At 61.2% G+C, this 22,867-nt stretch carries 18 protein-coding genes, 1 tRNA gene and 2 rRNA genes; 5 read left to right on the forward strand and 16 right to left on the reverse strand.

Annotation, left to right across the window (positions count from 1 at the left end; genetic code table 11):
- The 10 genes from EAH73_RS18835 to rpmH all read right to left on the reverse strand — a co-directional run.
- A 23S ribosomal RNA gene (locus tag EAH73_RS18835) occupies positions 1-271 on the reverse strand; the annotation flags it as partial.
- 57 nt (positions 272-328) lie between these two features.
- Positions 329-1,842, reverse strand: a 16S ribosomal RNA gene (locus tag EAH73_RS18840).
- A 938-nt stretch (positions 1,843-2,780) separates the two neighbouring features.
- The gene (locus EAH73_RS18845; RefSeq protein WP_140468988.1) at positions 2,781-4,112 is read right to left on the reverse strand and encodes a serine hydrolase; all 1,332 of its coding nucleotides are present in this window, start codon (positions 4,110-4,112) and stop codon (positions 2,781-2,783) included.
- Between the two features lie 72 nt (positions 4,113-4,184).
- Positions 4,185-5,441: a hypothetical protein gene (locus EAH73_RS18850; protein WP_140468989.1), complete on the reverse strand. Its 1,257-nt coding sequence runs from the start codon at positions 5,439-5,441 to the stop codon at positions 4,185-4,187.
- Positions 5,442-5,502: 61 nt separating this feature from the next.
- Positions 5,503-6,858, reverse strand: a complete 1,356-nt coding sequence (locus tag EAH73_RS18855) for an APC family permease (RefSeq protein WP_240047337.1) — start codon at positions 6,856-6,858, stop codon at positions 5,503-5,505.
- An 82-nt stretch (positions 6,859-6,940) separates the two neighbouring features.
- Positions 6,941-7,474, reverse strand: a complete 534-nt coding sequence (locus tag EAH73_RS18860; RefSeq protein WP_140468990.1) for a DUF2480 family protein — start codon at positions 7,472-7,474, stop codon at positions 6,941-6,943.
- Positions 7,475-7,735: 261 nt separating this feature from the next.
- Positions 7,736-8,422, reverse strand: a complete 687-nt coding sequence (gene tsaB / locus EAH73_RS18865; RefSeq protein ID WP_140468991.1) for a tRNA (adenosine(37)-N6)-threonylcarbamoyltransferase complex dimerization subunit type 1 TsaB — start codon at positions 8,420-8,422, stop codon at positions 7,736-7,738.
- 94 nt (positions 8,423-8,516) lie between these two features.
- The gene (locus tag EAH73_RS18870) at positions 8,517-10,214 is read right to left on the reverse strand and encodes a S41 family peptidase (RefSeq protein ID WP_140468992.1); all 1,698 of its coding nucleotides are present in this window, start codon (positions 10,212-10,214) and stop codon (positions 8,517-8,519) included.
- A 24-nt stretch (positions 10,215-10,238) separates the two neighbouring features.
- Positions 10,239-10,655 carry a ribonuclease P protein component gene (locus tag EAH73_RS18875; RefSeq protein ID WP_240047338.1) on the reverse strand — a complete coding sequence of 139 codons (417 nt, stop codon included), beginning with the start codon at positions 10,653-10,655 and terminating at the stop codon, positions 10,239-10,241.
- Positions 10,656-10,774: 119 nt separating this feature from the next.
- Positions 10,775-10,933 (reverse strand): 50S ribosomal protein L34, encoded by a 159-nt coding sequence (gene rpmH, locus EAH73_RS18880; protein ID WP_070741311.1) that lies wholly within the window; start codon positions 10,931-10,933, stop codon positions 10,775-10,777.
- Between the two features lie 200 nt (positions 10,934-11,133).
- Here rpmH and EAH73_RS18885 point away from each other — a divergent pair, with 200 nt between their 5' ends.
- Positions 11,134-12,867: a M61 family metallopeptidase gene (locus EAH73_RS18885; RefSeq protein ID WP_140468994.1), complete on the forward strand. Its 1,734-nt coding sequence runs from the start codon at positions 11,134-11,136 to the stop codon at positions 12,865-12,867.
- Between the two features lie 203 nt (positions 12,868-13,070).
- Here the strand turns inward: EAH73_RS18885 and EAH73_RS18890 are convergent, their stop codons facing one another.
- From EAH73_RS18890 to EAH73_RS18900, 3 genes are all read right to left on the reverse strand, one after another.
- Positions 13,071-13,325, reverse strand: coding sequence for a hypothetical protein (locus EAH73_RS18890; protein WP_140468995.1), 255 nt, complete (start codon positions 13,323-13,325; stop codon positions 13,071-13,073).
- Positions 13,326-13,398: 73 nt separating this feature from the next.
- On the reverse strand, positions 13,399-14,331 hold the full coding sequence (locus EAH73_RS18895; RefSeq protein WP_140468996.1) for a PfkB family carbohydrate kinase: 933 nt from the start codon (positions 14,329-14,331) through the stop codon (positions 13,399-13,401).
- A 145-nt stretch (positions 14,332-14,476) separates the two neighbouring features.
- Positions 14,477-14,550 (reverse strand) — tRNA-His (locus EAH73_RS18900).
- A gap of 90 nt (positions 14,551-14,640) precedes the next feature.
- Here EAH73_RS18900 and EAH73_RS18905 point away from each other — a divergent pair.
- Entirely contained in the window at positions 14,641-16,050 is a 1,410-nt protein-coding gene (locus EAH73_RS18905) for a DEAD/DEAH box helicase (RefSeq protein ID WP_140468997.1), read from the forward strand.
- A 91-nt stretch (positions 16,051-16,141) separates the two neighbouring features.
- Here the strand turns inward: EAH73_RS18905 and aqpZ are convergent, their stop codons facing one another.
- From aqpZ to upp, 3 genes are all read right to left on the reverse strand, one after another.
- Positions 16,142-17,002 carry an aquaporin Z gene (gene aqpZ, locus EAH73_RS18910; RefSeq protein WP_140468998.1) on the reverse strand — a complete coding sequence of 287 codons (861 nt, stop codon included), beginning with the start codon at positions 17,000-17,002 and terminating at the stop codon, positions 16,142-16,144.
- Between the two features lie 109 nt (positions 17,003-17,111).
- Positions 17,112-17,558: a hypothetical protein gene (locus EAH73_RS18915; RefSeq protein WP_240047339.1), complete on the reverse strand. Its 447-nt coding sequence runs from the start codon at positions 17,556-17,558 to the stop codon at positions 17,112-17,114.
- Between the two features lie 88 nt (positions 17,559-17,646).
- Positions 17,647-18,348, reverse strand: a complete 702-nt coding sequence (gene upp, locus EAH73_RS18920) for a uracil phosphoribosyltransferase (protein WP_140468999.1) — start codon at positions 18,346-18,348, stop codon at positions 17,647-17,649.
- A 210-nt stretch (positions 18,349-18,558) separates the two neighbouring features.
- Here upp and EAH73_RS23435 point away from each other — a divergent pair, with 210 nt between their 5' ends.
- The 3 genes from EAH73_RS23435 to EAH73_RS18935 all read left to right on the forward strand — a co-directional run bounded on the left by EAH73_RS23435 (position 18,559) and on the right by EAH73_RS18935 (position 22,849).
- Positions 18,559-20,580 (forward strand): capsule assembly Wzi family protein, encoded by a 2,022-nt coding sequence (locus tag EAH73_RS23435; protein ID WP_140469000.1) that lies wholly within the window; start codon positions 18,559-18,561, stop codon positions 20,578-20,580.
- A 117-nt stretch (positions 20,581-20,697) separates the two neighbouring features.
- A complete protein-coding gene (locus EAH73_RS18930; protein ID WP_140469001.1) occupies positions 20,698-22,542 on the forward strand; it encodes an ABC transporter ATP-binding protein in 1,845 nt (614 codons plus the stop codon).
- Between the two features lie 52 nt (positions 22,543-22,594).
- A complete protein-coding gene (locus EAH73_RS18935) occupies positions 22,595-22,849 on the forward strand; it encodes a hypothetical protein (protein WP_140469002.1) in 255 nt (84 codons plus the stop codon).
- Positions 22,850-22,867: the final 18 nt, after the last annotated feature.

The following is a 22,867-nucleotide window of genomic DNA, read 5'->3' on the forward strand; positions in this document are numbered from 1 at the left end:
GTGGTTTGGGCTCCTCCCCGTTCGCTCGCCACTACTTGGGGAATCATTGTTATTTTCTTTTCCTGCAGGTACTTAGATGTTTCAGTTCCCTGCGTTTGCCGCCGCTGGACTAGCCAGTCGGCTCACGACTCTTCCAGTCGCGGGGTTGCCCCATTCGGAAACGCTCGGATCAACGGGTATGTGCCCCTCCCCAAGCCTTATCGCAGCTTATCGCGTCCTTCTTCGCCTCTGAGACCCTAGGCATCCCCCGTGTGCTCTTGCTTACTTCGCTTTCGCAACGTGTTTTCCTAAGAAAACCTGCCGTCCTCCGAAAAGAAACGGGCTCCAGAAAGGAGGTGATCCAGCCGCACCTTCCGGTACGGCTACCTTGTTACGACTTAGCCCTAGTTACCTGTTCTACCCTAACCGGCTTCGTTGCGGAGCACCGGCTTCAGGTCTACCAAACTTCCATGGCTTGACGGGCGGTGTGTACAAGGCCCGGGAACGTATTCACCGCGCCATTGCTGATGCGCGATTACTAGTGATTCCAGCTTCACGGAGTCGAGTTGCAGACTCCGATCCGAACTGAGAACGGCTTTTCGGGATTGGCGCACCATCGCTGGTTGGCAACCCGCTGTACCGTCCATTGTAGCACGTGTGTAGCCCTAGGCGTAAGGGCCATGATGACCTGACGTCGTCCCCGCCTTCCTCACTGCTTGCGCAGGCAGTCTGTCTAGAGTCCCCGGCTTGACCCGCTGGCAACTAAACATAGGGGTTGCGCTCGTTGCGGGACTTAACCCAACACCTCACGGCACGAGCTGACGACGGCCATGCAGCACCTTGCTTTGTGTCCCGAAGGAAAGGTTCGTCTCCGAACCGGTCACGCGCATTCTAGCCTAGGTAAGGTTCCTCGCGTATCATCGAATTAAACCACATGCTCCACCACTTGTGCGGGCCCCCGTCAATTCCTTTGAGTTTCACCCTTGCGGGCGTACTCCCCAGGTGGGATACTTAACGCTTTCGCTAAGCCAGCAACAGTCTATCGCTGCCAGCGAGTATCCATCGTTTACGGCGTGGACTACCAGGGTATCTAATCCTGTTCGCTCCCCACGCTTTCGTGCCTCAGCGTCAGTACCAGCCTAGTCAGCTGCCTTCGCAATCGGTGTTCTGGACGGTATCTATGCATTTCACCGCTACACCGCCCATTCCGCCAACCTCGTCTGGACTCAAGCCGCGCAGTTTCCAGGGCAGTTCCGTTGTTGAGCAACGGGCTTTCACCCCAGACTTACGCGGCCGCCTACGCACCCTTTAAACCCAATAAATCCGGACAACGCTCGCACCCTCCGTATTACCGCGGCTGCTGGCACGGAGTTAGCCGGTGCTTATTCTCCCGGTACCGTCAGAGCCCCTCGCAAGGAACCGGTTCTTCCCGGAAAAAAGCCGTTTACGACCCAGAAGGCCTTCATCCGGCACGCGGCATGGCTGGGTCAGAGTCTCCTCCATTGCCCAATATTCCCTACTGCTGCCTCCCGTAGGAGTCGGGCCCGTATCTCAGTGCCCGTGTGGGGGACCAGCCTCTCAGCTCCCCTAGCCATCGTCGCCTTGGTGGGCCGTTACCCCCCCAACTAGCTAATGGCACGCAGCCCCATCCAAATCCAATAAATCTTTAACAACCAACCGATGCCGGCCCGTTGTCTTATGCGGTATTAATCCGCCTTTCGGCGGGCTATCCCCCAGATTTGGGTAGGTTGGCTACGCGTTACGCACCCGTGCGCCACTATGGTATTGCTACCACCGTTCGACTTGCATGTATTAGGCCTGCCGCTAGCGTTCATCCTGAGCCAGGATCAAACTCTCCATTGTATAATATCCTTCACCTACTCGAAANAGCCATCGTCGCCTTGGTGGGCCGTTACCCCCCCAACTAGCTAATGGCACGCAGCCCCATCCAAATCCAATAAATCTTTAACAACCAACCGATGCCGGCCCGTTGTCTTATGCGGTATTAATCCGCCTTTCGGCGGGCTATCCCCCAGATTTGGGTAGGTTGGCTACGCGTTACGCACCCGTGCGCCACTATGGTATTGCTACCACCGTTCGACTTGCATGTATTAGGCCTGCCGCTAGCGTTCATCCTGAGCCAGGATCAAACTCTCCATTGTATAATATCCTTCACCTACTCGAAAGTAAGCTGCTGTCTTGTGCTAATTCAACTCGTATTGACGAGTTTAAATCAATTTTACGCTTGTTAAATACTCTTCCTAATTACTCGAGAAGAGCTTTACCATTTGTCTTTTCCAAACATTCAAAGAACGTGTGTCGCTTCCATTTGAAACAACAGTGTGACTATTAGCCAAGCCTTTTCTCCATTTCTTTCGATTTGGGAGTGCAAAGGTAATGAGATTTGCTGAATAAACAAGAAAGATAATATTTTTTCTTGTTTGCAGCAGCTTCGGTTTCTATTAAATTGAAGCGGGGTGCAAAGATAATTGCTTTATTTTGTTTTTGCAAGAAAAAGGTGTGATTCTTTTTTCTATTCGCTAGCATTTCCGTTTGAAACGGAGCGGGGTGCAAAACTACAACAACATTACGAGTTATTCAAGCAAGTTATAAAATTTGTCTTTTCCGATGATTTACTTGCCCTCGTCCTATCGATTTGGGAGTGCAAAAGTAGGCATTAGTATTGGGGCTTGCAAGTACGTTTCCATTATTTTGTGAGTACTGCCTTTGTCAGTTTTGCGTTTATATTACTTCTGAATTGAAAGTCAACTCGCTACGGAAGTCGTTTAGGGAAATTTGGTTTACCGAACAGGGACTATGGCATCAAATTCGGAGGGGTCGGGGCGATATGTGCGGGGCCGTAATGCTTCGTATTGACGAATGGTATGGCCTAATTGGGCCAGGAAGGGCAGCCCGATGGTCTCGTATTCGTAGAGGCCGTCGTTAATAACTCCGTCGGAGTTCACGTAGATCACCGCACTCAGTAGGAATTCGGACTGGTGCAGGGAATCGGTGAAGTAAGCGACGTCGGCCAAAAACCCGTGCGACATGCCGACGATATTGTAGATGCTTAAGCCTTGTTCGGCAGGGGAAGTGGGGCTACGGCCGTAGTAGAGGTATTTTTTGTAGGCGTCAAAGTAGCGCTTGGAGGTATACGGGCGGAAACCAGCCTGGTGAGGCGTGGCGTGCAGGTAGTAGCGAAGGAAGGAATAATCGCTGGGGGTGAGGTGTGGGCGAAGGGAATCGGGCACTGACGCGGGAAATAGCAGGGTGCGCAGCAAGGTGCTGATATCAGCCAAGGGCAATTGGTTGGCAGTTGTGAAATCGTAGGGTTGGCGAATGAGGCGGTTACCGCTGCGATAGGCCCGGCCTTTCGATATGGGGCCTAGGGGGCTGGCGTAAGTCCGGGGGTTAATGAGCGCTGGCTGCTTGTAAATGGTATCGCCGTCGAGGGTATGGAAGCTAATGGGGTTGGTGTGACGGTTGGAGGCTGTGTCGCAGGGGGCGAAGCGGCGCGTGATGCGGGCATTGGGAAATCCTAGCTGGGCAAGGCGCTGGTTGAGGGGGCCCTGGCCCAGAAACTCGTAGAGGCGGTTGTAGGCGGTGTTATCACTTACCAGCAGCATGCGCTTGATGTAGTTGCCTACGGTAGCGACTTGGTCGGAATCGGCGGGGGCGGCAAAGGGTACGGCAGTCTGGCAGCGGTAGGCCACTCCCGTGGCCATGATGGTGCGGCGGGTGAGGTCAGGGCGCTGCAGGTTGTTTAGCTTTTCTAGGGCCAACGCAACCACAGGTAGCTTGACTAAGCTGGCGGGGTTGAAGTACTGGCGCGGATTGAGGTGGAAAGTGTGCGGCGTGAAATGCGGAACGTTGCGCGCGTCGCGGTCAATTTGGGTATAGATGATCTGGACCTCGTAGGCGGGGTTGTCGGCAATGCGTGCCAGGCTGGGCGAGGTGCGGAGCAGCGAATCCAGCAGTGGGGAATCGGCCGTGCGCTGCCTGGGGGCCCTAATACTGGGTGCGCGGTTGGCGGGTACGCTTCCCCCCAACGCGGCGACCACTGCCAGGAGCAGCAGTCCTCCTATTATATAGGTATAGGCAGAGCGGGTGGCAGGCGAGGCTTGAGAAATCATGGGCGGGGCAAAAACGACGGGGGCCGCGGTGAGGTCACCACGGCCCCCGAGTTGGGGTTTAGCGAAAGCAGCCTAGTTGCTAACCGGCGTGCGGCGCTGGGCTAGCAGCAGGTTCGAATCGGTCTGGCGCCAGTTGTAGCCCGTGCCGAAGGGCAATGGGCTGGGGCGGTGCAGGCTATCGGTGTAAGCGGCGGTGAGCTGGGGCTGGTAATGCTTGGCGAAAAGGTTGATGGGGCGACGGTATGTGCCGTAGTACGTGAACTGCCAAGCGCTGGCCGGGAAGTATTTCATCGCAATGCCCGAGTCGTCTTGCAGCAAATAATTGCTGCGGGCCAGCACGAGGTTGCGGATTTTTGAGAAATACGCCTTGTGCATGAGGTAGGTGGCCGACTTCACATAGGTGGTGAGGGGCCCCAGGGTGCGCACGTAAGTGAGCAAGGCCGGGTGGGGCGTCAGGCGGGCGTCGCTGATGTCGGCGGAGAAATAGTAAATGGTTTGGGCTTGGCCACTGGCGCTGCGCACCTGGATTTCGGCCCCCGGGATGTTGGGGCGGCCACCGGCGCGGGTGGTATCGGCCGCGCCGGTGGTGAGCTGGCCAGCGGCATCGAGCTGCACAGGGCGCACGGCAAGCACTTGGTGGCCCGTGCGGGCGGCAAATAGCATAATGAGCGGCACTGCCCCGTCGAGCTCCACCGATTTTAGGTCGATGGCCATGTCGTTGGTGCGGAAGAAGCTAAAGTTCAGCACCGACCACAGCGAAGCTTTGATGGCGGGGTACAGCTTGGGATTTTCGAGCGAAGCACGGGCTGGCACGCTGCCCACGGGTTCTAGGCCCACCATGACGTAGGCCTGGCTAGTGGGGAACAGGGTGGCGACGTTGAGAAAATCGGGGCCGCTGAACGGGTAGAAGATGGTGGGGCTGCGGCCCTGCACCGAATCCAGCGCGTGGCTGGCCCACTGCGTCATGCGGGTGGTGTGAGTGCTGGTATACTTCGCCCAGCTTTTGTCCTGGTCTTTGGCAAAGGCTTGGTAGGCGGGGCCCTGGGCGAGGGCAGCTAACTCGGAACTGGCGCGAACGGGCAGGCCGGCGAGGTAGGTGGCTACGTCTTGCACGTAGGCCGTGTCGGCAGGGGCAGCAGTGGCGGCGGGCCGGGCGGCGGGGACCCCAGCCGTATCAGCGGCGGCGGGTGGCGTTTGCGCGGGGGCCCCAGCATTGGGGGTGGCCTTGGTGGTGGCCGAAGTCTCGGTTTTGGTCGTCGATTCGGAGCAGGCCGCCAGGGCCAGCAAGGCGATGGGGAGCAGCCGGAGGGCGGCGTTTCGGAGCAGCATATATATAAGGAGTGAAAACACGGGCCTAACCGGTGCCGGGGCCCCGGTTGGAAGCTGCAAGTTACGGGTTGGACGCAGGCCGGGGCGAGCGGAAGAAACGGGTGGTTACCAGGTACACCACCAGGCCACCGGCCAACGTCAACAGGCCGTAGCGGGATTCCGTGGGCTTGTCGCGCAGGATGAAGGCGAGTGTCCAGCCACTCAGGGCCAGGAAAGCCAGGGGCGTGAAGGGGTAGCCCCAGGCGCGATACGGGCGCAGTAGGTGGGGTTTTCTCCAGCGGAGCACGAACAAGCCCAGCACGGTGAGGAAGGTGAACAGGTTCAGCACGAAGCCGGCGTACACCAGGATTTCCTTGAAACTGGGCCGCAGGATGAACGCCAGCGTAATGCCCGTTTGCAGCAGCAGGGCCCTGACGGGGACGCCGGCGCGGCTTTTGGCGGCGAAAAAGCGCAGGGCCGGCAAATCTTCGCCCATCGCCTGCACGATGCGGGGCCCCGCGAAAATCATCGAGCTGATGGTGGAAACGAGCAGCGCCGCAATGATACCCCCCGCCAGGCGGCCCGCCGGGGCCCCAAACAGCGAAGTTGCCGCCACGAAGCCAACTTCCACCTGGCCCTTCAGCCCGGCCAGCGGCGTGGAGCGGAGGAACACGTAGTTCAGCCCCACATATAATAGAAGCACCACGGCGGTACCGGCCAGCAAAATGCGCGAGAGGTTGCGGCCGGGGTTTTCAATTTCGCCCGTGAGGTAGGCGGCGGCGTTCCATCCCGAGTAGGCGTAGCTCACGTACACCAAACTCACGGCGAAAGCGGGGCTGAGCACGGCCCGCCAGCCAGCGGCATCGGGGGCGTAGGACAGGGGCTGCCCCTCCCCTGCCACCAAACCGGCGCCGATGAAGGCGACCAGTATAGCCACTTTCAGGGCCGTGATGACGATTTGCAGGCGGCTGCCGGCGCGGGTGCTGGTGCCGTGCACCACCGTGAGGGCCAGCACCACGCCCACGCCCAGCAAGCTGGCCCCGGTGATGGTGGTGCCCGCCACCACGGCCTGGCCCAAGCCGGGCCACACGCTTTTGGCGTATTCGCCCAGGGCCAGCGCCGCCAGGGCCGTGGGGGCCGCAAAGCCGACAGTGGCCGACACCCAGCCCGACAAAAAGCCCAGCGCCGGGTGGTAAATCTGCCCCAGGTAGTGGTATTCGCCGCCCGAGCGGGGCATGGCCGCTGCCAGCTCGCCGTAGCTCACGGCCCCGCACAGTGCAATGAGGCCCCCCACCGCCCACAGCATCAGCAGCGCAAAGCCGCTCTGGATGTCGAGCACCTGAAACCCCAGGCTGGTGAAAACGCCCGTGCCCACCATATTGGCCACCACGATGGCCGCTCCGGTCAGGAAACTTATTTTGTATGGTTGACTTTGCACGCCGGCAAATGTCGGGCTTTGAGTCGGCTAAACGAAAAAACGCGCCGAAGCGCGTTTTCTATTGTTCCCAAGACAGGATTTACTATTCCGCTACCACAGCCGCTTTGGGCTTTTTGTAGAGTGGCACGGTGCTGCACGGCTCGCCGTACATAATGCTGCTCGTGACGGGCAACAGCTTTTGCATGATGGCCACGTAGGCGAACGTGGGCACGGGCTTGTCGCCGCAGCCCTTCACCACCACTTTGGCGTCGCGGTAGGTTTCGGCGTCGAGGCCGACAATGGCTTCCTCAAACAACGACTGCTCCAGGGCCCCTAAATCGCCGAACACGTAGCGGTGGGCGTGATTTTGGAGCTTGCTGGCGAGCAGCATGTAGGCCCAGGTGGGCACAATGGCGTCGGCCGAGCAGACGATGGCCACGTTCTGGCCGTCGTACTGGGCCCAGTCGTGGGTCTTGATGAACTCGCGAAAATCCTTTTCACGCAGGATGAGGCCGTGGAACAGATTATCCTTGAGGTCGTAGAGCACCCGCTCGCCGGCGTGAATAAATTCTTCCAGGTTGAGGGTGACGAGGCCGGAGTTGGCGACGCGGTTGACGAAAAGCGGTTCCGTATCCATAAGAAAATATCGAGAGAATAAACTGAAAACAGTGCTTCACAGGGAACAGTTACAGCAGAAAACTAAAACCGGTCAGCAACTATGAAAACCAAGTTTTGTGCACATTGCCAGCAGGAAGCCACCACCCTGTACCGAATCCAAACGCAGGCCGGTGGCAAGGGATGGTTTTTCGTTTGCAAAAACTGTTGCATCGCAGCGAAGTCCCAATTGGGTTACCGCTACGGTGGCACTTGGCAGGGCTACCGGCATTAGCGCAAAAATTTAAGACCGAGGCGCAGTCGTGTACACTTCTTTCAAGTAAAATGGCTCGTAGTAGGCCACGTCCTGAAACGATTGGCGGTAAAAAGCCGCCACGCCCAGGGCCCCCACCGCCACCGCCGACGGCTCGATGCCGTTCAAAAAGCCAATGTTGACCTGCTCCGCCACCAGCGGCCGAAACTTGGCCGCGCCGTTGCCAAAGCATAACACCCGGCGGTGGGCTAATTGTTCGGCCAGGGCCCCGGGCGCGAGGATGAGGGGCGCGGGCGCCAGCACTTCCTGCCCATCGTGGGCATACAAGGCCGTGTACACTTCCATGCGCCGCGCGTCCAGCATCGGGCAAAACAGTGTTTCTTCCGCATCGGCCGTCACGGCGGCTACTTGCGCCGCCAGGGCCCCCAGCGTGCTCACCGCCACCAGCGGGATATCGAGCGCGAAGCACAGGCCCTTGGCCGCCGCCGCCCCAATCCGCAGCCCCGTGTAGGAGCCGGGCCCGTCGCTCACGGCCACGGCAGCGAGGTCGGCCAGGGCGTGGCCGGTATTTGCGAGCAATTGCTCAATTAATACGGTAAGGTGGGTGGAGTGCGACTTTTCCAGCCGCAGCTCGGACTGGCCAATCAGGCGGCCATCGGCCACATCATGCAGCGCGACGGAGCAGACGGGAGAAGAGGTTTCAAGGGAAAGAATCATTGCAACCTATCTATTCACTAAAATTTGGATTGCTCTTTTAGCAAAAAAGCAGGCGCTTTTCAGCGCCTGCTTTCCTACCTAACGCGGTTCAAAACTACTTCGTGCCAGCCGACTTGCGGGCGCTGGCGGCTTGGCCGCTGGGTTTCAGCAGGGCGGCGTAGCGGTTGGGGTCGTTGAGGACGGCCACGGCGGCGAGGATGTTGGGGTCATCGTCGAAGCCGGCTTCGGTGCGGCCCTTCTCGTAATAATAGCGCGACACGATTTCCTGCTCCAGGATTTCCTTGATTTCGGGCTTGAATCGTTGCAAATCGTTGGCCTTGTTAACGACCATTTTGCGGCGCATGGTTTCCAGCTCGGTCTTCACATCGTCGTAGTGCTTTTCCTCCTTCAGCCGCTTGCTGAGGTCGGTCAGCGACTTCTCCGAATCAGTGCTGTAGCTGATGTTTTTGCCTTGGAGGTAGGCCACGAACTTCTGGTACTCGGGGTCCGAAAGCTTGAACTCGCGGGCTGGCGCAATGCTGGCGTGCTCGGACTTGAAGCGGGTAGCGTAGTCGAACAAGTAGCTTTTCTGGAGCAGCAAGCGGGTAATGTCGGCGATTTCGCGGTCGGCTACCTCCACATCGGGGGCCACGCCGCCGCCGTCGTACACGGTGCGGCCGGCGGTGGTTTTGAAGGCAGTGCGCAACGAATCAGGAAATTTACCCAGCGTACCGTCATCGGCGCGGTGGCTGTAATCAATCTCCTGGATGCAACGGCCGCTGGGGATGTAGTACTTAGCAGTGGTCACCTTCAGCTGCGAGTTGTAGCTCAGGGGCCGGGTGGCCTGCACGAGGCCCTTGCCGAAGGTTCGCTCACCCACCAGTACGGCGCGGTCGTAGTCTTGTAGCACGCCCGACACGATTTCCGAGGCCGAGGCCGAGCGGTTGCTCGTGATGATGGCCACCGGAATCTGAATGTCCAGCGGCACATCGAGGGCCTTGTATGTTTTGTTCCACTCCGTCACCTTGCCCTTGGTGCTCACCACGTCCAGGCCCTTGTCAATGAACAGGTTGGAAATATTCACCGCTTCGTTCAGCAGTCCGCCGGGGTTGTCGCGGATGTCAAAGACAATTTTCTTCGCGCCCTGGGCCTTGAGCTTGGTCACGGCGGCGCGCACTTCCTTGCCCGCATCTACGGTGAAGCCCGATAGCTGGAAGTAGCCGACTTCGGGCGAAATCATGCCCACGTAGGGCACATTTTCAACCTGGATTTTATCGCGGGTGATGGCCACTTCCACCGGCTTGTCCTGGCCATAGCGCGTCACGAGCAGCTTCACAACCGACAGGGCTTGGCCTTTGAGCAGCTTGCTGATGTCGGAATTCGACTTCTTTTCGATGACGATGCCGTTGACGCTGATGATTTCATCGCCCGGCAGCAGGCCCGCTTTTTGGGCCGGGTAGCCTTCGTAGGCGCTCTGCACCACGGTTTTGCCGTTGCGCTTCACCGTCAGGATGCCGATGCCGCCGTACTGCCCGGTCGTCATGGTGCGAAAGTCCTCGATGTCGTCCTCCGGGATGTAGTTGGTGTACGGGTCGAGCGATTTCAGCATGGCATCGATGCCCGTCTTCACCAGCTTGCCGGGTTTTATCTCGTCCACGTAGTAGGTGTTCACCTCCCGGAACGTGGTGGCGAAAATGTCGAGGTTCTTAGCAATCTCGAAGTAGCGCTCGTTGTCGGCAGCGCTGCGGAACGAAAACAGGAGCGCGGCGCTGCCAAGCGCGGCACCGGCAAAAAGTTTGTGGCGGAAGGTCATGGAGCGGCGGGGCGAAGGGCGAAGCTACACGGCGGGCGGCGAAGCCGGGCGGGGAACCGCCGTGCCAAGCAAACGATGGAAGGCGGAAATTAATTTTTTTTCCACCAACGGCAACGCACTTTTTTCCTTACCGGTGTAAATAATGCCCAACACCCCCACCGGATGGCCCCCGGGGTGCTCCAGCAGTTGGTACTTATTCAACCGGTACGCCTCCCGAATCAGCCGCTTGAGGCGGTTGCGGTCGACGGCCCGCTTGAAGCCGCGCTTGCTCACGCTGATGAGCACCTGGGGTGGGGCCCCGGTGGGGCCCTCGCTGGGCAGCCACACGATGCGCAGGGGGTAAACGCCAAAAGAGGAACTCTGCTTCCCAAAAAGCTCGTCGATGAGCTTTTTGCGGCACAGGTGTTCCTCTTTCGGGAAAGTATAGCGGCGGGTTGGCACAGCGCCCGGAACCTCACTCCCGGGCCCCTTCTCCGGGAGAGAAGGTGAGCCCAGGGATTGAGTTTGTTCCATAGCTAAGAAGGCCAACAACTGTTAGCCATTAGCTAACAGCCTAGTTACTAGCGCTTGTGACGGCCTTCGTCGGATACGGTGAGGCGCTTGCGGCCTTTGGCGCGGCGGCGGGCCAGCACGTTGCGGCCGTTAACGGATTCCATGCGGTTGCGGAAGCCGTGCTTGTTGCGACGCTTGCGCTGCGAAGGTTGGTAGGTGCGTTTCATGTCAAATCAAGTTTCGAGTTGGGCCGGCAAAGGTACGGGTAAGTGCCAAGATTCGCAAGCCCCCGGGCCACAATTGGTTCCGGCGCAACCGCTTGGCCCCAAGCGGTTGCGCCGGGGGCCCTAATTTGGGTGGCTTCGGATGCCGCTGCTTGCGTATGCAGGGGCCCTAGCTTTGCCTATCCACCCACCCGCCGCCATCCATGGTTCAGTACCGCGTTTCCTACGAAAACCCGCTCACGTTTTACCTGCAAGTGGAAATGACGCTGGCCGTGCCCGCCGGGGGCCCTGCGCCGCTGGCGTTGCAGCTGCCCGCCTGGCGCCCGGGCCGCTACGAGCTGCAAAACTTCGCCCAGAAGATTCAGAAGGTGGAAATAAGCGATGCGGCCACCGGCCATGCCCTACCCTACCGCAAAACCACCAAGGACCGCTGGGAGGTGGCCAACGCGGCGGGCAAGGAGCTGAAAATTAAGTACAACTTCTACGCCCACCAGATGGACGCGGGCGGCTCGTGGCTCGACGAAACGCAGCTCTATCTCAACCCCGTGCAGTGCCTGATGTACGCCGAAGGGCGCGAGCTGGAGGAGTGCGAGCTGGCGCTGGCGTTGCCCGAGGGCTGGCAGCTGGCCTGCGGCCTGCCCCAGGGGGCCCCCAATGTGCTGCAAGCCCAGAACTTCGACCAGCTGGCCGACGCGCCGCTCATCGCCAGCCCCACGCTGGTGCACCAGCAGTACGAGGCCGGGGGCCTGCCCTTCCACGTGTGGGTGCAGGGCGAGGCGCCGCTGCACTGGCCGCGCGTGCTGGCCGATTTTAAGGCGTTTTCGGAAGAGCAGCTGCAGCTGTTTCGGGGCTTTCCGGTGGCGGATTACCACTTCCTGAACCAGCTGCTGCCCTACAAGCACTACCACGGCGTGGAACACCACAACTCAACGGTGATTACGCTGGGGCCCGCCGAGCTGGTGATGACGGAGGCGCTGTACAAGGAGTTTCTGGGCGTGAGCTGCCACGAGCTGTTCCACACCTGGAACATCAAGAGCATCCGGCCCGCCGAGATGCAGCCCTACGACTACGCCCGCGAAAACTATTTCCGCACCTGTTTCATTGCCGAGGGCATCACCACCTATTACGGCGAGTACCTGCTGGCCCGCAGCCGCGTGCGCACGCCAGCGCAGTACTTCGAGGAACTGGGCGCGGTGCTGCACAAGCACTTCGCCGACGCGGGCCCCAACAACCTCTCGCTGGCCGACGCCAGCGTGGACCTGTGGCTCGACGGCTACCGGCCCGGCGTGCCCGACCGCAAGGTGTCGGTGTACCACAAGGGGGCCCTGGCGGCGCTGCTGCTCGACCTCACGCTGCGCCAGCTCTCGGGCCACGCCCGCAGCCTCGACGACGTGATGCGGCGGCTGTACACGGAGTTTGGCCAGACCGGCATTGGCTACACCGAGGCCGACTACATCCGCATTGTGGAGGAGGTGGCCGGACGGAAAATGGGGGCCTACTTCGACAAGTTTATCTACGGAATGGAGCCACTGGCCCCGCCCCTCGACAAAGTACTGCACACCGTGGGCTGCCAACTATTGGTGGCCGAAAATGGCTCGGCCTCCGAAGGGCGCTTCGGCTTCCGCACCGTGGGCCGCAACGAGCGCACGGAGGTCAGCGGCATCTGGCCCGGCTCGCCGGCCGCAGCCGCCCTCACCGTGGACGATGAAATAGTGGCCGTGAACGGCCGCCGCGTGGACCTGAACCTGCAAACCCTGCTCAGCACGGGGGCCCCCAGCTACGAAATCAGCGTGTTTCGCCAGCACCGGCTCGTAACCGTGACGCTGGCCGCGGCGGAGGGCATCAGCTACGGGCCCCGGTACTCGGTGGCCAAGCTGGCCGAGGCCGATACGGCCCAGCGCGAGGGGTTTGCCAAATGGCTGGGCTGGGAGTTCTAACTGAACATCAAAGTAGAGTGCGGGGCTTGCCCCCGCCCGTCGTTGAACAGAACGGTTGAAACAGTGTGAACGGAGGGCGGGGGCAAGCCCCGCACCCTGCTGCGCTTTCGCATTTCACTATTTCAATAGGCAAAACGAATACTAAAAGGCCCCGCTGGATTCGTCCAGCGGGGCCTTTTAGTATTACTACAGAGTACCAGCAACTAGTGGTCTTTGCTGTTGTCGGCGCCCTTTTTCATGGGGCCCTTATTTACCGACATGGGCTTGTTGTTCTGGGGGTTGTTGCGAATATTTTGCACGCCGTGGCCGGCGCTGTTGCCATCGGTGGTGTTGCCGTGGGCCGACACGTCGGTGGTATTGGGGCTTTGCACTTGCGTGCTTTTGCGGCCAGTATTAGCGGCGGGGTTCACTGACGTTTTATCGTTCGTGAGGTCGGTTTCTTTTTTGGATAAGGACATGGCGACGGGGGTTTGCGGTGGGAGATATAAGGTGTACCGGTCTCACCGCAAAAGGGTTGCGCCGCCGGGAGCCCTAGCTGGCGGGCTCCAGGGCCGGCTCCACGCGCACCAGCTCGGCGAATTGAGCTTCGCGAGCTTCAATCTCTCCGGCCGTGAGGTTGAGCAGGCGCTCGGTGCCGAACTTCTCGACGCAGAACGAGGCCATGGCCGAGCCGTGGATAACGGCGCGCTTCATGTTTTCAAAGCTGATGTCGTCGGTGGCGGCCAGGTAGCCGATGAAGCCGCCCGCGAAGGTGTCGCCGGCGCCGGTCGGGTCGAACACTTCTTCCAGCGGCATGGCCGGGGCGTAGAACATCTTGGTTTTGTGGAACAGCAGGGCCCCGTGCTCACCCTTCTTGATGATGAGGTATTTGGGGCCCATGGCCTGAATTTTCTTGGCCGCTTTCACCAGCGAGTGCTCACCGGAAAGCTGGCGCGCCTCCTCATCGTTGATGCTAAGCACGTCCACCATTTCGATGGTGGCCAGCAGCTCTTCCAGGGCCACGTCCATCCAGAAGTTCATCGTGTCCATCACAATCAGCTTGGGCCGGTTGACGAGGCGCTGGATAACGAGGCGCTGCACGGCGGGCGTCAGGTTGCCCAGCATCAGGTACTTGCAGTCCTGATAGCCATCGGGGATGGTGGGATCGAAATCGGCCAGCACGTTCAGCTCGGTGGCCAGGGTTTCGCGCGAGTTGAGGTCTTGCGAGTACTTGCCCGACCAGAAAAACGACTTCTCGCCGGCCTTGATTTGCAGGCCTTCGGTGTCCACGCCGTGCGTTTCGAGCAGCTGAATATCGGACTGGGCGAAATCGTCGCCCACCACGGCCACGATGTTCACGGGCTTGAGCGAGTACGAAGCCGAGAGGCCAATGTATGTAGCGGCCCCACCGACGATTTTATCGGTTTTGCCAAATGGGGTTTCGAGGGCATCGAAGGCAACGGTACCGATGACGAGTAGGCTCATTAGAAAGCGTTTAAAGGAGATGGGATGATTGGGAAGGTTGAGCGGCGGCGGGGGCCCGGGTAATTGGCTGGGGGCCCCACCGGGCTTAAGACACGGCAATAAATAAAAAAGTCCCCGGAATGACTTCCGGGGACTTTTAGCTAAGGGTAAATAATGGGGCTCGAACCCACGACCTCCGGAATCACAATCCGGCGCTCTAACCAGCTGAGCTATATCTACCAGGTGGTTTTTGGTGCTGCAAAGATAGGAAAAGATGCGGTAGCGGGCAAAAAAACTTCGTGCGCACGCCAAATACCCGACCTTTGCGGGATGGAACCCACTGCTGCCCCGTCGTTCAACGATTTCAAACTCAACAAACAATTGCTTACGGCCGTGGCCGAAGCCGGCTTCACCGAGCCCACGCCGGTGCAGGCCCAAACCATTCCGCTGCTGCTGGCCGGGCACGATTTGCTCGGCATTGCCCAGACCGGCACGGGCAAAACGGCCGCCTTCGGCCTGCCCTTGCTGATGAAGGTGAAGTACGCCCAGGGCGTGAACCCGCGGGCCCTGGTGCTGGCCCCCACCCGCGAGCTGGCCATGCAAATTGAGACCCACCTCAAGGCGCTGGCTACGCAGACCGACTTGCGCATTTTTGCCATTTACGGCGGCCTGGGGCCTAAAACCCAGATTGAAACTATTGCCCAGGGCGTGGACATCCTGATTGCCACGCCGGGCCGACTAATGGAGATTTACCTCAAGGGGGCCCTGCTGCTGAAGGACTTGAAGACACTGGTGCTCGACGAGGCCGACAAGATGATGGATATGGGCTTCATGCCCCAGATTCGGCGCATCCTGGAAATCATCCCGCGCAAGCGCCAGAACATCCTATTTTCGGCCACCATGCCCGAGCGGGTGACCTTGCTGAGCGAGGAGTTCCTGGAGTTTCCGGTGCGGGTGGAGGTGACGCCGCCGGCCCAAACAGCCTCCACGGTGACGCAGACGCTGTACCAGGCCCCCAACTTGCTCACCAAGATCAACCTGCTGCACTTTTTACTGCACCGCGACCAGGAAACCATGACGCGCGTGCTGCTCTTCACCCGCACCAAAGAGCACGCCGACCAAGTGGCGCACTTCCTGGAGCGCAAGGCCCCCGCGGGCGAGGTGCGCGTGATCCACGGCAACAAGGGCCAGAACGCGCGCATCAACAGCATGGAATCGTTTCGGGCCGGGGAGGTGCGCTACTTGGTGGCCACCGACGTAGCGGCCCGCGGCATCGACGTGCCGCAGGTGAGCCACGTCATCAACTTCGACGTGCCCATCATCCACGACGACTACGTGCACCGCATCGGGCGCACGGGCCGGGCCCTGCACACGGGCGCGGCCATCACCTTCGCCAACGAGGCCGAGATGGTGCACGTGGCGGAGATTGAGCAGCTCATCAACCAGACCATCGAGCTGGTGCCCCTGCCCGAGGAGGTGAAGGTGGAGGAAACCCCCTTCGAGGAGCAGCAGACCATGAGCCGCGAGCTGGACGACCGCCGCAAGCTGCTCGACCCCGATTTTAAGGGTGCTTTCCACGAGCGCAAGGAGTGGATCAAGCCCGGCGAAACCATCGACAAGCGCACGGGCAAAGTGTTTCAGGCCGGCAAGAAGAAAAGCTCCAAGGGCGCCAAGGCCAACCCCGGCAAAAAGGGCGCCTCCGCCCCCGGCGTGAAAGCCCTGAAGCGCCGCGGCCGGTAGCTTTTCTGCCGCCTTCGGGCCATGCGAAGCAGCTTACAAAAAAAGCTCCCCGGCCGCGGCCGGGGAGCTTTTTTATGCGCCGGGGCCCTACTTATGCTTCGGGCCGGGGCGCGGGCGTGCTGGTGGTCACGTCGCCGATAGTGGTAGTGGCGCGGGAAATGCGCTGGGCAACCGAGGCCACGGGCTCGGCACCTTCGCTGCCAGTGAGCCACTGGTAACTGCCTCCGGCCAGGGCCGCGCCCAGCAGCGGCGCCACCCAAAACAGCCACACCTGCTGCAGCGCCACGCCGCCCAGGATAAGGGCGGGGCCCAACGAGCGGGCCGGGTTTACGGAGGTATTGGTGACGGGAATGCTGAGCAGGTGAATGAGCGTCAGGCCCAGGCCAATGGCGATGGGGCCAAAGCCTTTGGCCGCACGCGAATCGGTGGCCCCCAGGATGATGTAGAGAAAGAGCATGGTGAGCACCGTTTCGGTGACGAAGCAGGCCAGCAGCGAGTACCCGCCAGGCGAAGCCGCGCCGTACCCATTGGCGGCCAGGCCGTTGACGCTAGAGCTATACGTGGGCGAGCCCGACGCAATAACGTAGAGCAGCCCCGCGCCGGCCAGCCCGCCCACCACTTGCGCCGCCCAGTAGGGCAGCAAGAAGCGCCCGCTAAAGCGCCCGCCCAGCCACAACCCCAGGCTAACGGCCGGGTTGAAGTGGCCCCCTGAAATGTGGCCGAACGCAAACGCCATCGTGAGCACCGTCAGGCCAAAGGCCAGCGACACGCCCAGCAGGCCAATGCCCACCTTGGGGAACCCGGCCGCCAGCACGGCGCTGCCGCAGCCCCCCAGCACCAGCCAAAAGGTACCGATAAATTCTACTGCCAGGCGACGCGATAGCGCGGCCTGGACGGGGGCCGGCTCGTCGGGTAGAAAAGCTGTTGCGGTGGGTAAATAAGTTGTGCTCATGGGTGGGACGAAGGGATGAAAATTAGATTTTCGCCCCTATACGCGCCGGCCATTGGCTCGACTAAGTTTCCAGCCGAAACGCAATTGTCTTTTAATGCTGGGCCCCGGGCTAGTGGTGGATGAGGTGGCCGAATTTGATGCTGGCCAGTGTGAGCACGCCGCCCCAAAACACTGCGCTCCAGAGCATATGCAGCAGGATGCGGCCGCGCGGCACGCCCAGCAGCGTGGCGATAACCGTGCCCCCGATGGGCGAGAGCAGCACCGGCGTGAGGAACGCAATACCGCCCATGCCGAAGCGCCGGAACACCTTGATGATGTTGCGCGAACGCGTCGAGAAGATGGGGGCCCGCCGCAGCCGCCGCTGCTGCTGCTTGTGCCGCACCCACACCCGCCCCACGCCCGAGATAATGACCACCGTGGTCATCATGCCCGCAACGGTGAGCAGCAGCGTGAGGGCAAACGGCAGGCCCATCGACACTCCGGCCAGGGGGCCGCCCAAAAACTTCACCATGCTCAGCAGGAACACGGAAGCGTATTTAAAGGCGTGGGGGAGCACGGCAGGGGGTTAGGAGAAACGACGGACGAAAGGCAAAAACCCCGCCAGCAGGTAAAGGTACCCCCGGCGGCGGGCCGGGGCCGGGGCCCTAAATTTTGCTACCGAAGGATAAATCGCCGGCGTCGCCCAGGCCGGGGATGATGTAGGCCTGGTCGTTGAGGCGCTCGTCGATGGCGGCCACCCAGAGCTGGGCTTCGGGAATTTCGCGGGCCACGTAGGCCAGGCCCTCGGGCGAGGCAATGACGGCCGCGATGTGCACCTGCCGCGGCGTGCCGAAGCGCAGCATGGCCCGGTAGGTTTGCACCAGGCTTTTGCCGGTGGCCAGCATGGGGTCGGCCAGGATGAGCACCCGCTCGTCGAGGCTGGGGGCCGAGAGGTAGTCCACCTGCACCGTTACCTGGGCCGTGCCCTCGACGCGGTAGGCCGCCACGAAGGCGCTGGGGCTCTGGTCGAAGTAGTTCAGGAAGCCCTGGTGGAAGGGCAGGCCGGCCCGCAGCACGGTGGCCAGCACGGGGAAATCGTGCAGCAGCTTGCCGGTGGTCTCGGCCAGGGGCGTCTGGATGGTTTTGTCGGTGTAGCTGAGGTGGGCGCTGATGCGGTAGGCGATGATTTCGCCCAGCCGCTGCAGGTTGCGGCGGAAGCGCAGGCTGTCCTTCTGCACCTCGCGGTCGCGCAGCTCGGCCAGGAAATGGTTGGCGATGCTGGGCTCGGCGCACACCTCGTGCACACGGGGGTTAGCCTCAGCGGTGGGAGCAGTTTCGGGGGCGGGAACGGGCGGAATGGCGGCCATGCGGCGGGAAATTTTGGAAAGAAAAAAGCTGGCCGGCCAAGCGCCTACCGCGTCCCGAAGTTGGCACAAAAACCCCCAATGCCCAAAGGCCCCCGCCCGGCGGGCCCCCCAGGCAAGGGCCCCCGCGCTGCCAACGGCCGCTTGCGTAGGTTTGTTAATTAATGGGTGCGGCGCGCAATGACCTTGGCTTTACTGAGTTGATTATTCTATATGAAACAAATCCTTTTACTCCTCGCTACCTATACCTTACCCGCCGGTTTTGCCGCGGCCCAAACGCCGGCCGCCCCGGCTCCCGCCCCGGCCGAAACTGCCCCAGCGCCGGGCAACGAAAAGTCGAACTGGTATATTTTCAACGATACGCTGGCCGCGCCCGGGGCCCCCAAGCCGCGCCCCGCACCGGTGGTGCGCCCGGTGCCCGCCGTGCGCCCGGCCCCGTTGGGGGCCCCGGCGGCACCCGAGGGGCCCCACGGCCCCGTGCCGTTCTACACCCAGGGGGCCCTCTACGTGCCGCTCGATGCAGATACCTACCGGCTCATCGACCGCTACGCCATTAAGTACGGGCCCGACTCGCTGAACGACCCGCACACCAGCGCCCGGCCCTACACCCGCGCCGGCGTGGCTCGGCTGGGCGAGCGGCTGCTCTCGCCCGACAGCGCCGGGGTGGGCCCCGGCACGCTCTCGCGCGCCGACCGCTTCAATGCCCAGTACCTGCTGAAGGACAACTGGATGTACTCGGCGCTGGGCAATGAGCTGAACGAAAGTAAGCAGCCCATCCTCACGTATTTCTACCGCGACCAGACCGACCTCTACCACGTCCAGACCAAGGATTTCACGTTTCGCCTCAACCCCGTGCTGCTGCTGCAAGGCGGCAAGGACAGCGGCAACGGCAGCATTGGCGGCTTGCGCTACGTGAACACGCGGGGCGTTTCGTTCGAGGGCACCGTGGACCAACGGCTGGGCTTCTACGGCTTCTTGACCGATAACCAGATGGCCGTGCCGGGCTGGGTGCAGGCCCAGATTCAGCGCGACAGTAACCCGGGGGGCCCCGTGGCGCCGCATGAGGGCTACACCAAAACGTACAAAACCAGCGGCAGCGCCTACGATTTCTTCACGGCGCGGGGCGGCATCACCTACGCGGCCACCAAGCACATCAACATCCAATTTGCGCACGACCGCAACTTCATCGGCAACGGCTACCGCTCCCTGATTTTATCGGATTACAGCGCGCCGTACTTCTTCCTGAAGTTCAACACCCGCGTCTGGAAATTCAACTACCAAAACACCTTTGCCGAGCTAACGGCCCGCCGCGGCATCTCCAACGCCGACACGCTCTACCCCAAAAAGTACCTGGCCCTGCACCACCTGAGCTTCGACGTGACCAAAAACTTCAACATCGGCGTGTTTGAGTCGGAAGTATCGGGCGGGCCGGGGCGGGGGCTGGAAATCCAGTACCTGAATCCCGTCATCTTTTACCGTGCCATCGAGCAGCAGGTGGGCTCGACGGACAACGCCCTGCTGGGCCTCGACTTTAAGTGGAATATCAAGCACCGCGCCCAGCTCTACGGCCAGCTGGTGCTCGACGAGTTCAAGCTGAGCGAAATCCGGGCCGGCAACGGCTGGTGGAGCAACAAGCAGGCCATCCAAATTGGCGGTAAGCTGATTGATTTGGCCGGGGTGCCCAACCTCGATTTACAGGTGGAAGTCAACTACATCCGCCCCTTCACTTACCAGCACGAAAGCCTCTACACAGCCTACGAGCACTACCTGCAGCCCCTGGCCCACCCCATGGGTGCCAACCTGACGGAGGTGCTCGGCGTGCTCAGCTACCAGCCCCTCCCCCGCCTGAACCTGCTGGCCAAGGCGTTTTACACCAAACAGGGCCTCGACTACACCTATAGCCAGGTAAATCAGCCCACTCCTAACAGTAATTACGGCTCCAACCCGTTGCAGCCCTACAACAACCGCCCGCTGGACGCCAACGGCCAGCTCCGCGAATACGGCTACCGGGTGGGCGGGGGCAACACCAGCCACCTCTTGCACTTTGACTTCACGGCCACGTACCAGCCGCGCCTGAACCTGTTTGTGGACGCCACGCTCATCGTGCGCCACCAGTCCATCAACCAGCCAATTATTTACACTCCCTCCGGGGGCACGCTTGTGGGCAACGGCACCGAGGTGTACCCGTCGGTGGCCGTGCGCTGGAACATTGCCAAGCGCCTGAACGAATTTTAATCGCTGATTGGGCTGATTAGCCGTGATTTCGCTGATTTTTTGATGCTTTATTGTTTGGGAAGGGTGACGCCGGTTAAATCAGTGAAATCACGGTTAACCACGGCTAATCAGTGATTTATGAAGACGTACCTCCGCATTCTGCAATACGCCCGGCCCTGGCTGGCGTTCCTGCCTCAGTACCTGCTTTACACGGTGCTGACCATCTTTTTCAGCATCGGCAACTTCACGCTGATCATTCCGCTGCTCAGCGTGCTGTTCGACAAAACGGGCAAGGTGGGCGCGCAGGCCCCGGCCCACCTGCCCGCCTTCGCGCCCACCATCGATTGGGTGACGCAGACGTTCAACTACTTCTTTGCCGACATCCTGACCGCCTACGGCAAAATGGGGGCCCTGGCTTTTGTATGCGGCGTGGTGGTGGCCTCGGTGCTGCTGAGCAACGTGTTCCGCTACCTCAGCCTGCGGCTGCTGGCCAAGGTGCGGGCCCGCGTCATCCTCAACCTGCGGCGCGACTTGTACTACCGCGTGGTGGGCTTGCAGCTGGGCTTTTTTTCGAGCGAGCGCAAGGGCGATTTGCTCTCGCGCTTCACGGCCGATGTGCAGGAAATCGAAACGTCGGTGGTGAACACCATGACGGCGGTTATTAAGGAGCCGCTCACCATTGTAGCGTATTTCCTGGTGCTGTTCCACATTTCGGCTCCGCTCACCCTGTTCACGCTGGTGCTGCTGCCCATATCGGGCGGCATCATTGCCAGCATTGCCAAACGGCTGCGGCGGCAGGCCGAAATCAGCCAAAGCACGCTGGGCTCGATGATGTCGGTGATTGACGAGACGCTGGGGGGCATCCGGGTCATCAAAGCGTTCAATGCCCAGGCCTACATCAAGGACAAGTTCGACGCGCAGAACGACCAGTACGCCCGCACTTCGCGGCGCATCGACAACACCCGCGACCTGGCCTCGCCGTTCTCCGAGTTCGCCGGCGTATCGGTGGTAGCCGGGCTGCTGTACTTCGGCGGCTCGCTCATTTTGGGCGGCACTTCCACGCTCACCGGCGAGGTGTTCATCGGCTACGTCATCCTATTCTCGCAGGTGCTCACGCCGGCCAAGGCGTTGTCGGGCTCGTTTGGCAACATCCAGCGCGGGCTGGTGGCCGGCGAGCGGGTGCTGCGCATCATCGACACCGAGCCCACCGTGCGCGACCGGCCGGGGGCCCTAACGCTGCCGCCCTTCGAGCGGGAGATTGAGCTGCGCGACGTGCAGTTCAGCTACGGCGATACGCCGGTGCTCCACGACCTGAACCTGACCATCAAGAAGGGCCAGATGGTGGCGCTGGTGGGCCCCAGCGGCGGCGGCAAAAGCACGGTGGCCGACCTGCTGCCGCGCTTCTACGACGCCAGCGGCGGCCAGATTTTCATTGATGGGCACGACGTGCGCGCCTGCACCATCCACTCGGTGCGCGACCAGATGGGCATCGTCACGCAGGAAAGCATCCTGTTCAACGACACGATTTTCAACAACATCCGCTTCAACACCGAGGCCACTGAGGCCGAGGTTATCGAAGCTGCCAAAATCGCCAACGCCCACGAGTTCATCGTGGCCAGCCCCGAGGGCTACCAGACCATGATTGGCGACCGCGGCGGCCGGCTCTCGGGCGGGCAGCGCCAGCGCCTGAGCATCGCGCGCGCCATCCTGCGCAACCCACCCATCCTGATTCTGGACGAGGCCACCTCGGCGCTCGACACCGAGAGCGAGAAGCTGGTGCAGGAGGCCCTGCAACGCCTCATGGCCGCGCGCACCTCGCTCGTCATCGCCCACCGCCTGAGCACCGTGCAGCACGCCGACGAAATCATCGTGCTCCAGCACGGCCGCATTGTGGAGCGCGGCACCCACGCCGAGCTCTCGCGCCGGGCCGGCGGTGTGTACCAGCGCCTTAGCTCGCTGCAAACCAACGCCGCGCTGGTGTAGGGCCCCCGCAGAGCCTATCTTTAGGGCGCGGCCTCTTCCTTCCTCCTTGCTCATGTTTGGCAAAAACACCTCCCGCTGGTTCGGTTTTTTAATCTTGCTGATGCTGGCCCTGCGCTTCGGCTACAAATACTACCGCAGCCAGCAGCGGCCAGCCTACGAAACGCAGATGGAAACGCTCAAGGCCAAAAATCAGGCGCTCCTCCAGGCCATCCGGGCCGACCAGGATGCCCAGCGGGCCGCCGGCCGGGTGCCCATCCGGGCCGATTCGGCCGTCCTGGCCGCCGATTCGGCCCGGCGCGCCGAGTAGCCAGGGGCCCCAAGGGAA

This window comes from Hymenobacter nivis (assembly GCF_006439025.1).
In the GTDB taxonomy this organism is placed as follows: Bacteria; Bacteroidota; Bacteroidia; order Cytophagales; family Hymenobacteraceae; genus Hymenobacter; species Hymenobacter nivis_A.

Coding starts and splice junctions, on each gene's coding strand:
- EAH73_RS18870 (WP_140468992.1), bottom strand. CDS start 10,214: ATGACCTTCCGCCACAAACTTTTTGCCGGTGCCGCGCTTGGCAGCGCC.
- tsaB (WP_140468991.1), bottom strand. CDS start 8,422: ATGATTCTTTCCCTTGAAACCTCTTCTCCCGTCTGCTCCGTCGCGCTG.
- EAH73_RS18905 (WP_140468997.1), top strand. CDS start 14,641: ATGGAACCCACTGCTGCCCCGTCGTTCAACGATTTCAAACTCAACAAA.
- EAH73_RS18895 (WP_140468996.1), bottom strand. CDS start 14,331: ATGAGCCTACTCGTCATCGGTACCGTTGCCTTCGATGCCCTCGAAACC.
- upp (WP_140468999.1), bottom strand. CDS start 18,348: ATGGCCGCCATTCCGCCCGTTCCCGCCCCCGAAACTGCTCCCACCGCT.
- EAH73_RS23435 (WP_140469000.1), top strand. CDS start 18,559: ATGAAACAAATCCTTTTACTCCTCGCTACCTATACCTTACCCGCCGGT.
- EAH73_RS18860 (WP_140468990.1), bottom strand. CDS start 7,474: ATGGATACGGAACCGCTTTTCGTCAACCGCGTCGCCAACTCCGGCCTC.
- EAH73_RS18885 (WP_140468994.1), top strand. CDS start 11,134: ATGGTTCAGTACCGCGTTTCCTACGAAAACCCGCTCACGTTTTACCTG.
- rpmH (WP_070741311.1), bottom strand. CDS start 10,933: ATGAAACGCACCTACCAACCTTCGCAGCGCAAGCGTCGCAACAAGCAC.
- aqpZ (WP_140468998.1), bottom strand. CDS start 17,002: ATGAGCACAACTTATTTACCCACCGCAACAGCTTTTCTACCCGACGAG.
- EAH73_RS18930 (WP_140469001.1), top strand. CDS start 20,698: ATGAAGACGTACCTCCGCATTCTGCAATACGCCCGGCCCTGGCTGGCG.
- EAH73_RS18850 (WP_140468989.1), bottom strand. CDS start 5,441: ATGCTGCTCCGAAACGCCGCCCTCCGGCTGCTCCCCATCGCCTTGCTG.
- EAH73_RS18845 (WP_140468988.1), bottom strand. CDS start 4,112: ATGATTTCTCAAGCCTCGCCTGCCACCCGCTCTGCCTATACCTATATA.
- EAH73_RS18935 (WP_140469002.1), top strand. CDS start 22,595: ATGTTTGGCAAAAACACCTCCCGCTGGTTCGGTTTTTTAATCTTGCTG.
- EAH73_RS18890 (WP_140468995.1), bottom strand. CDS start 13,325: ATGTCCTTATCCAAAAAAGAAACCGACCTCACGAACGATAAAACGTCA.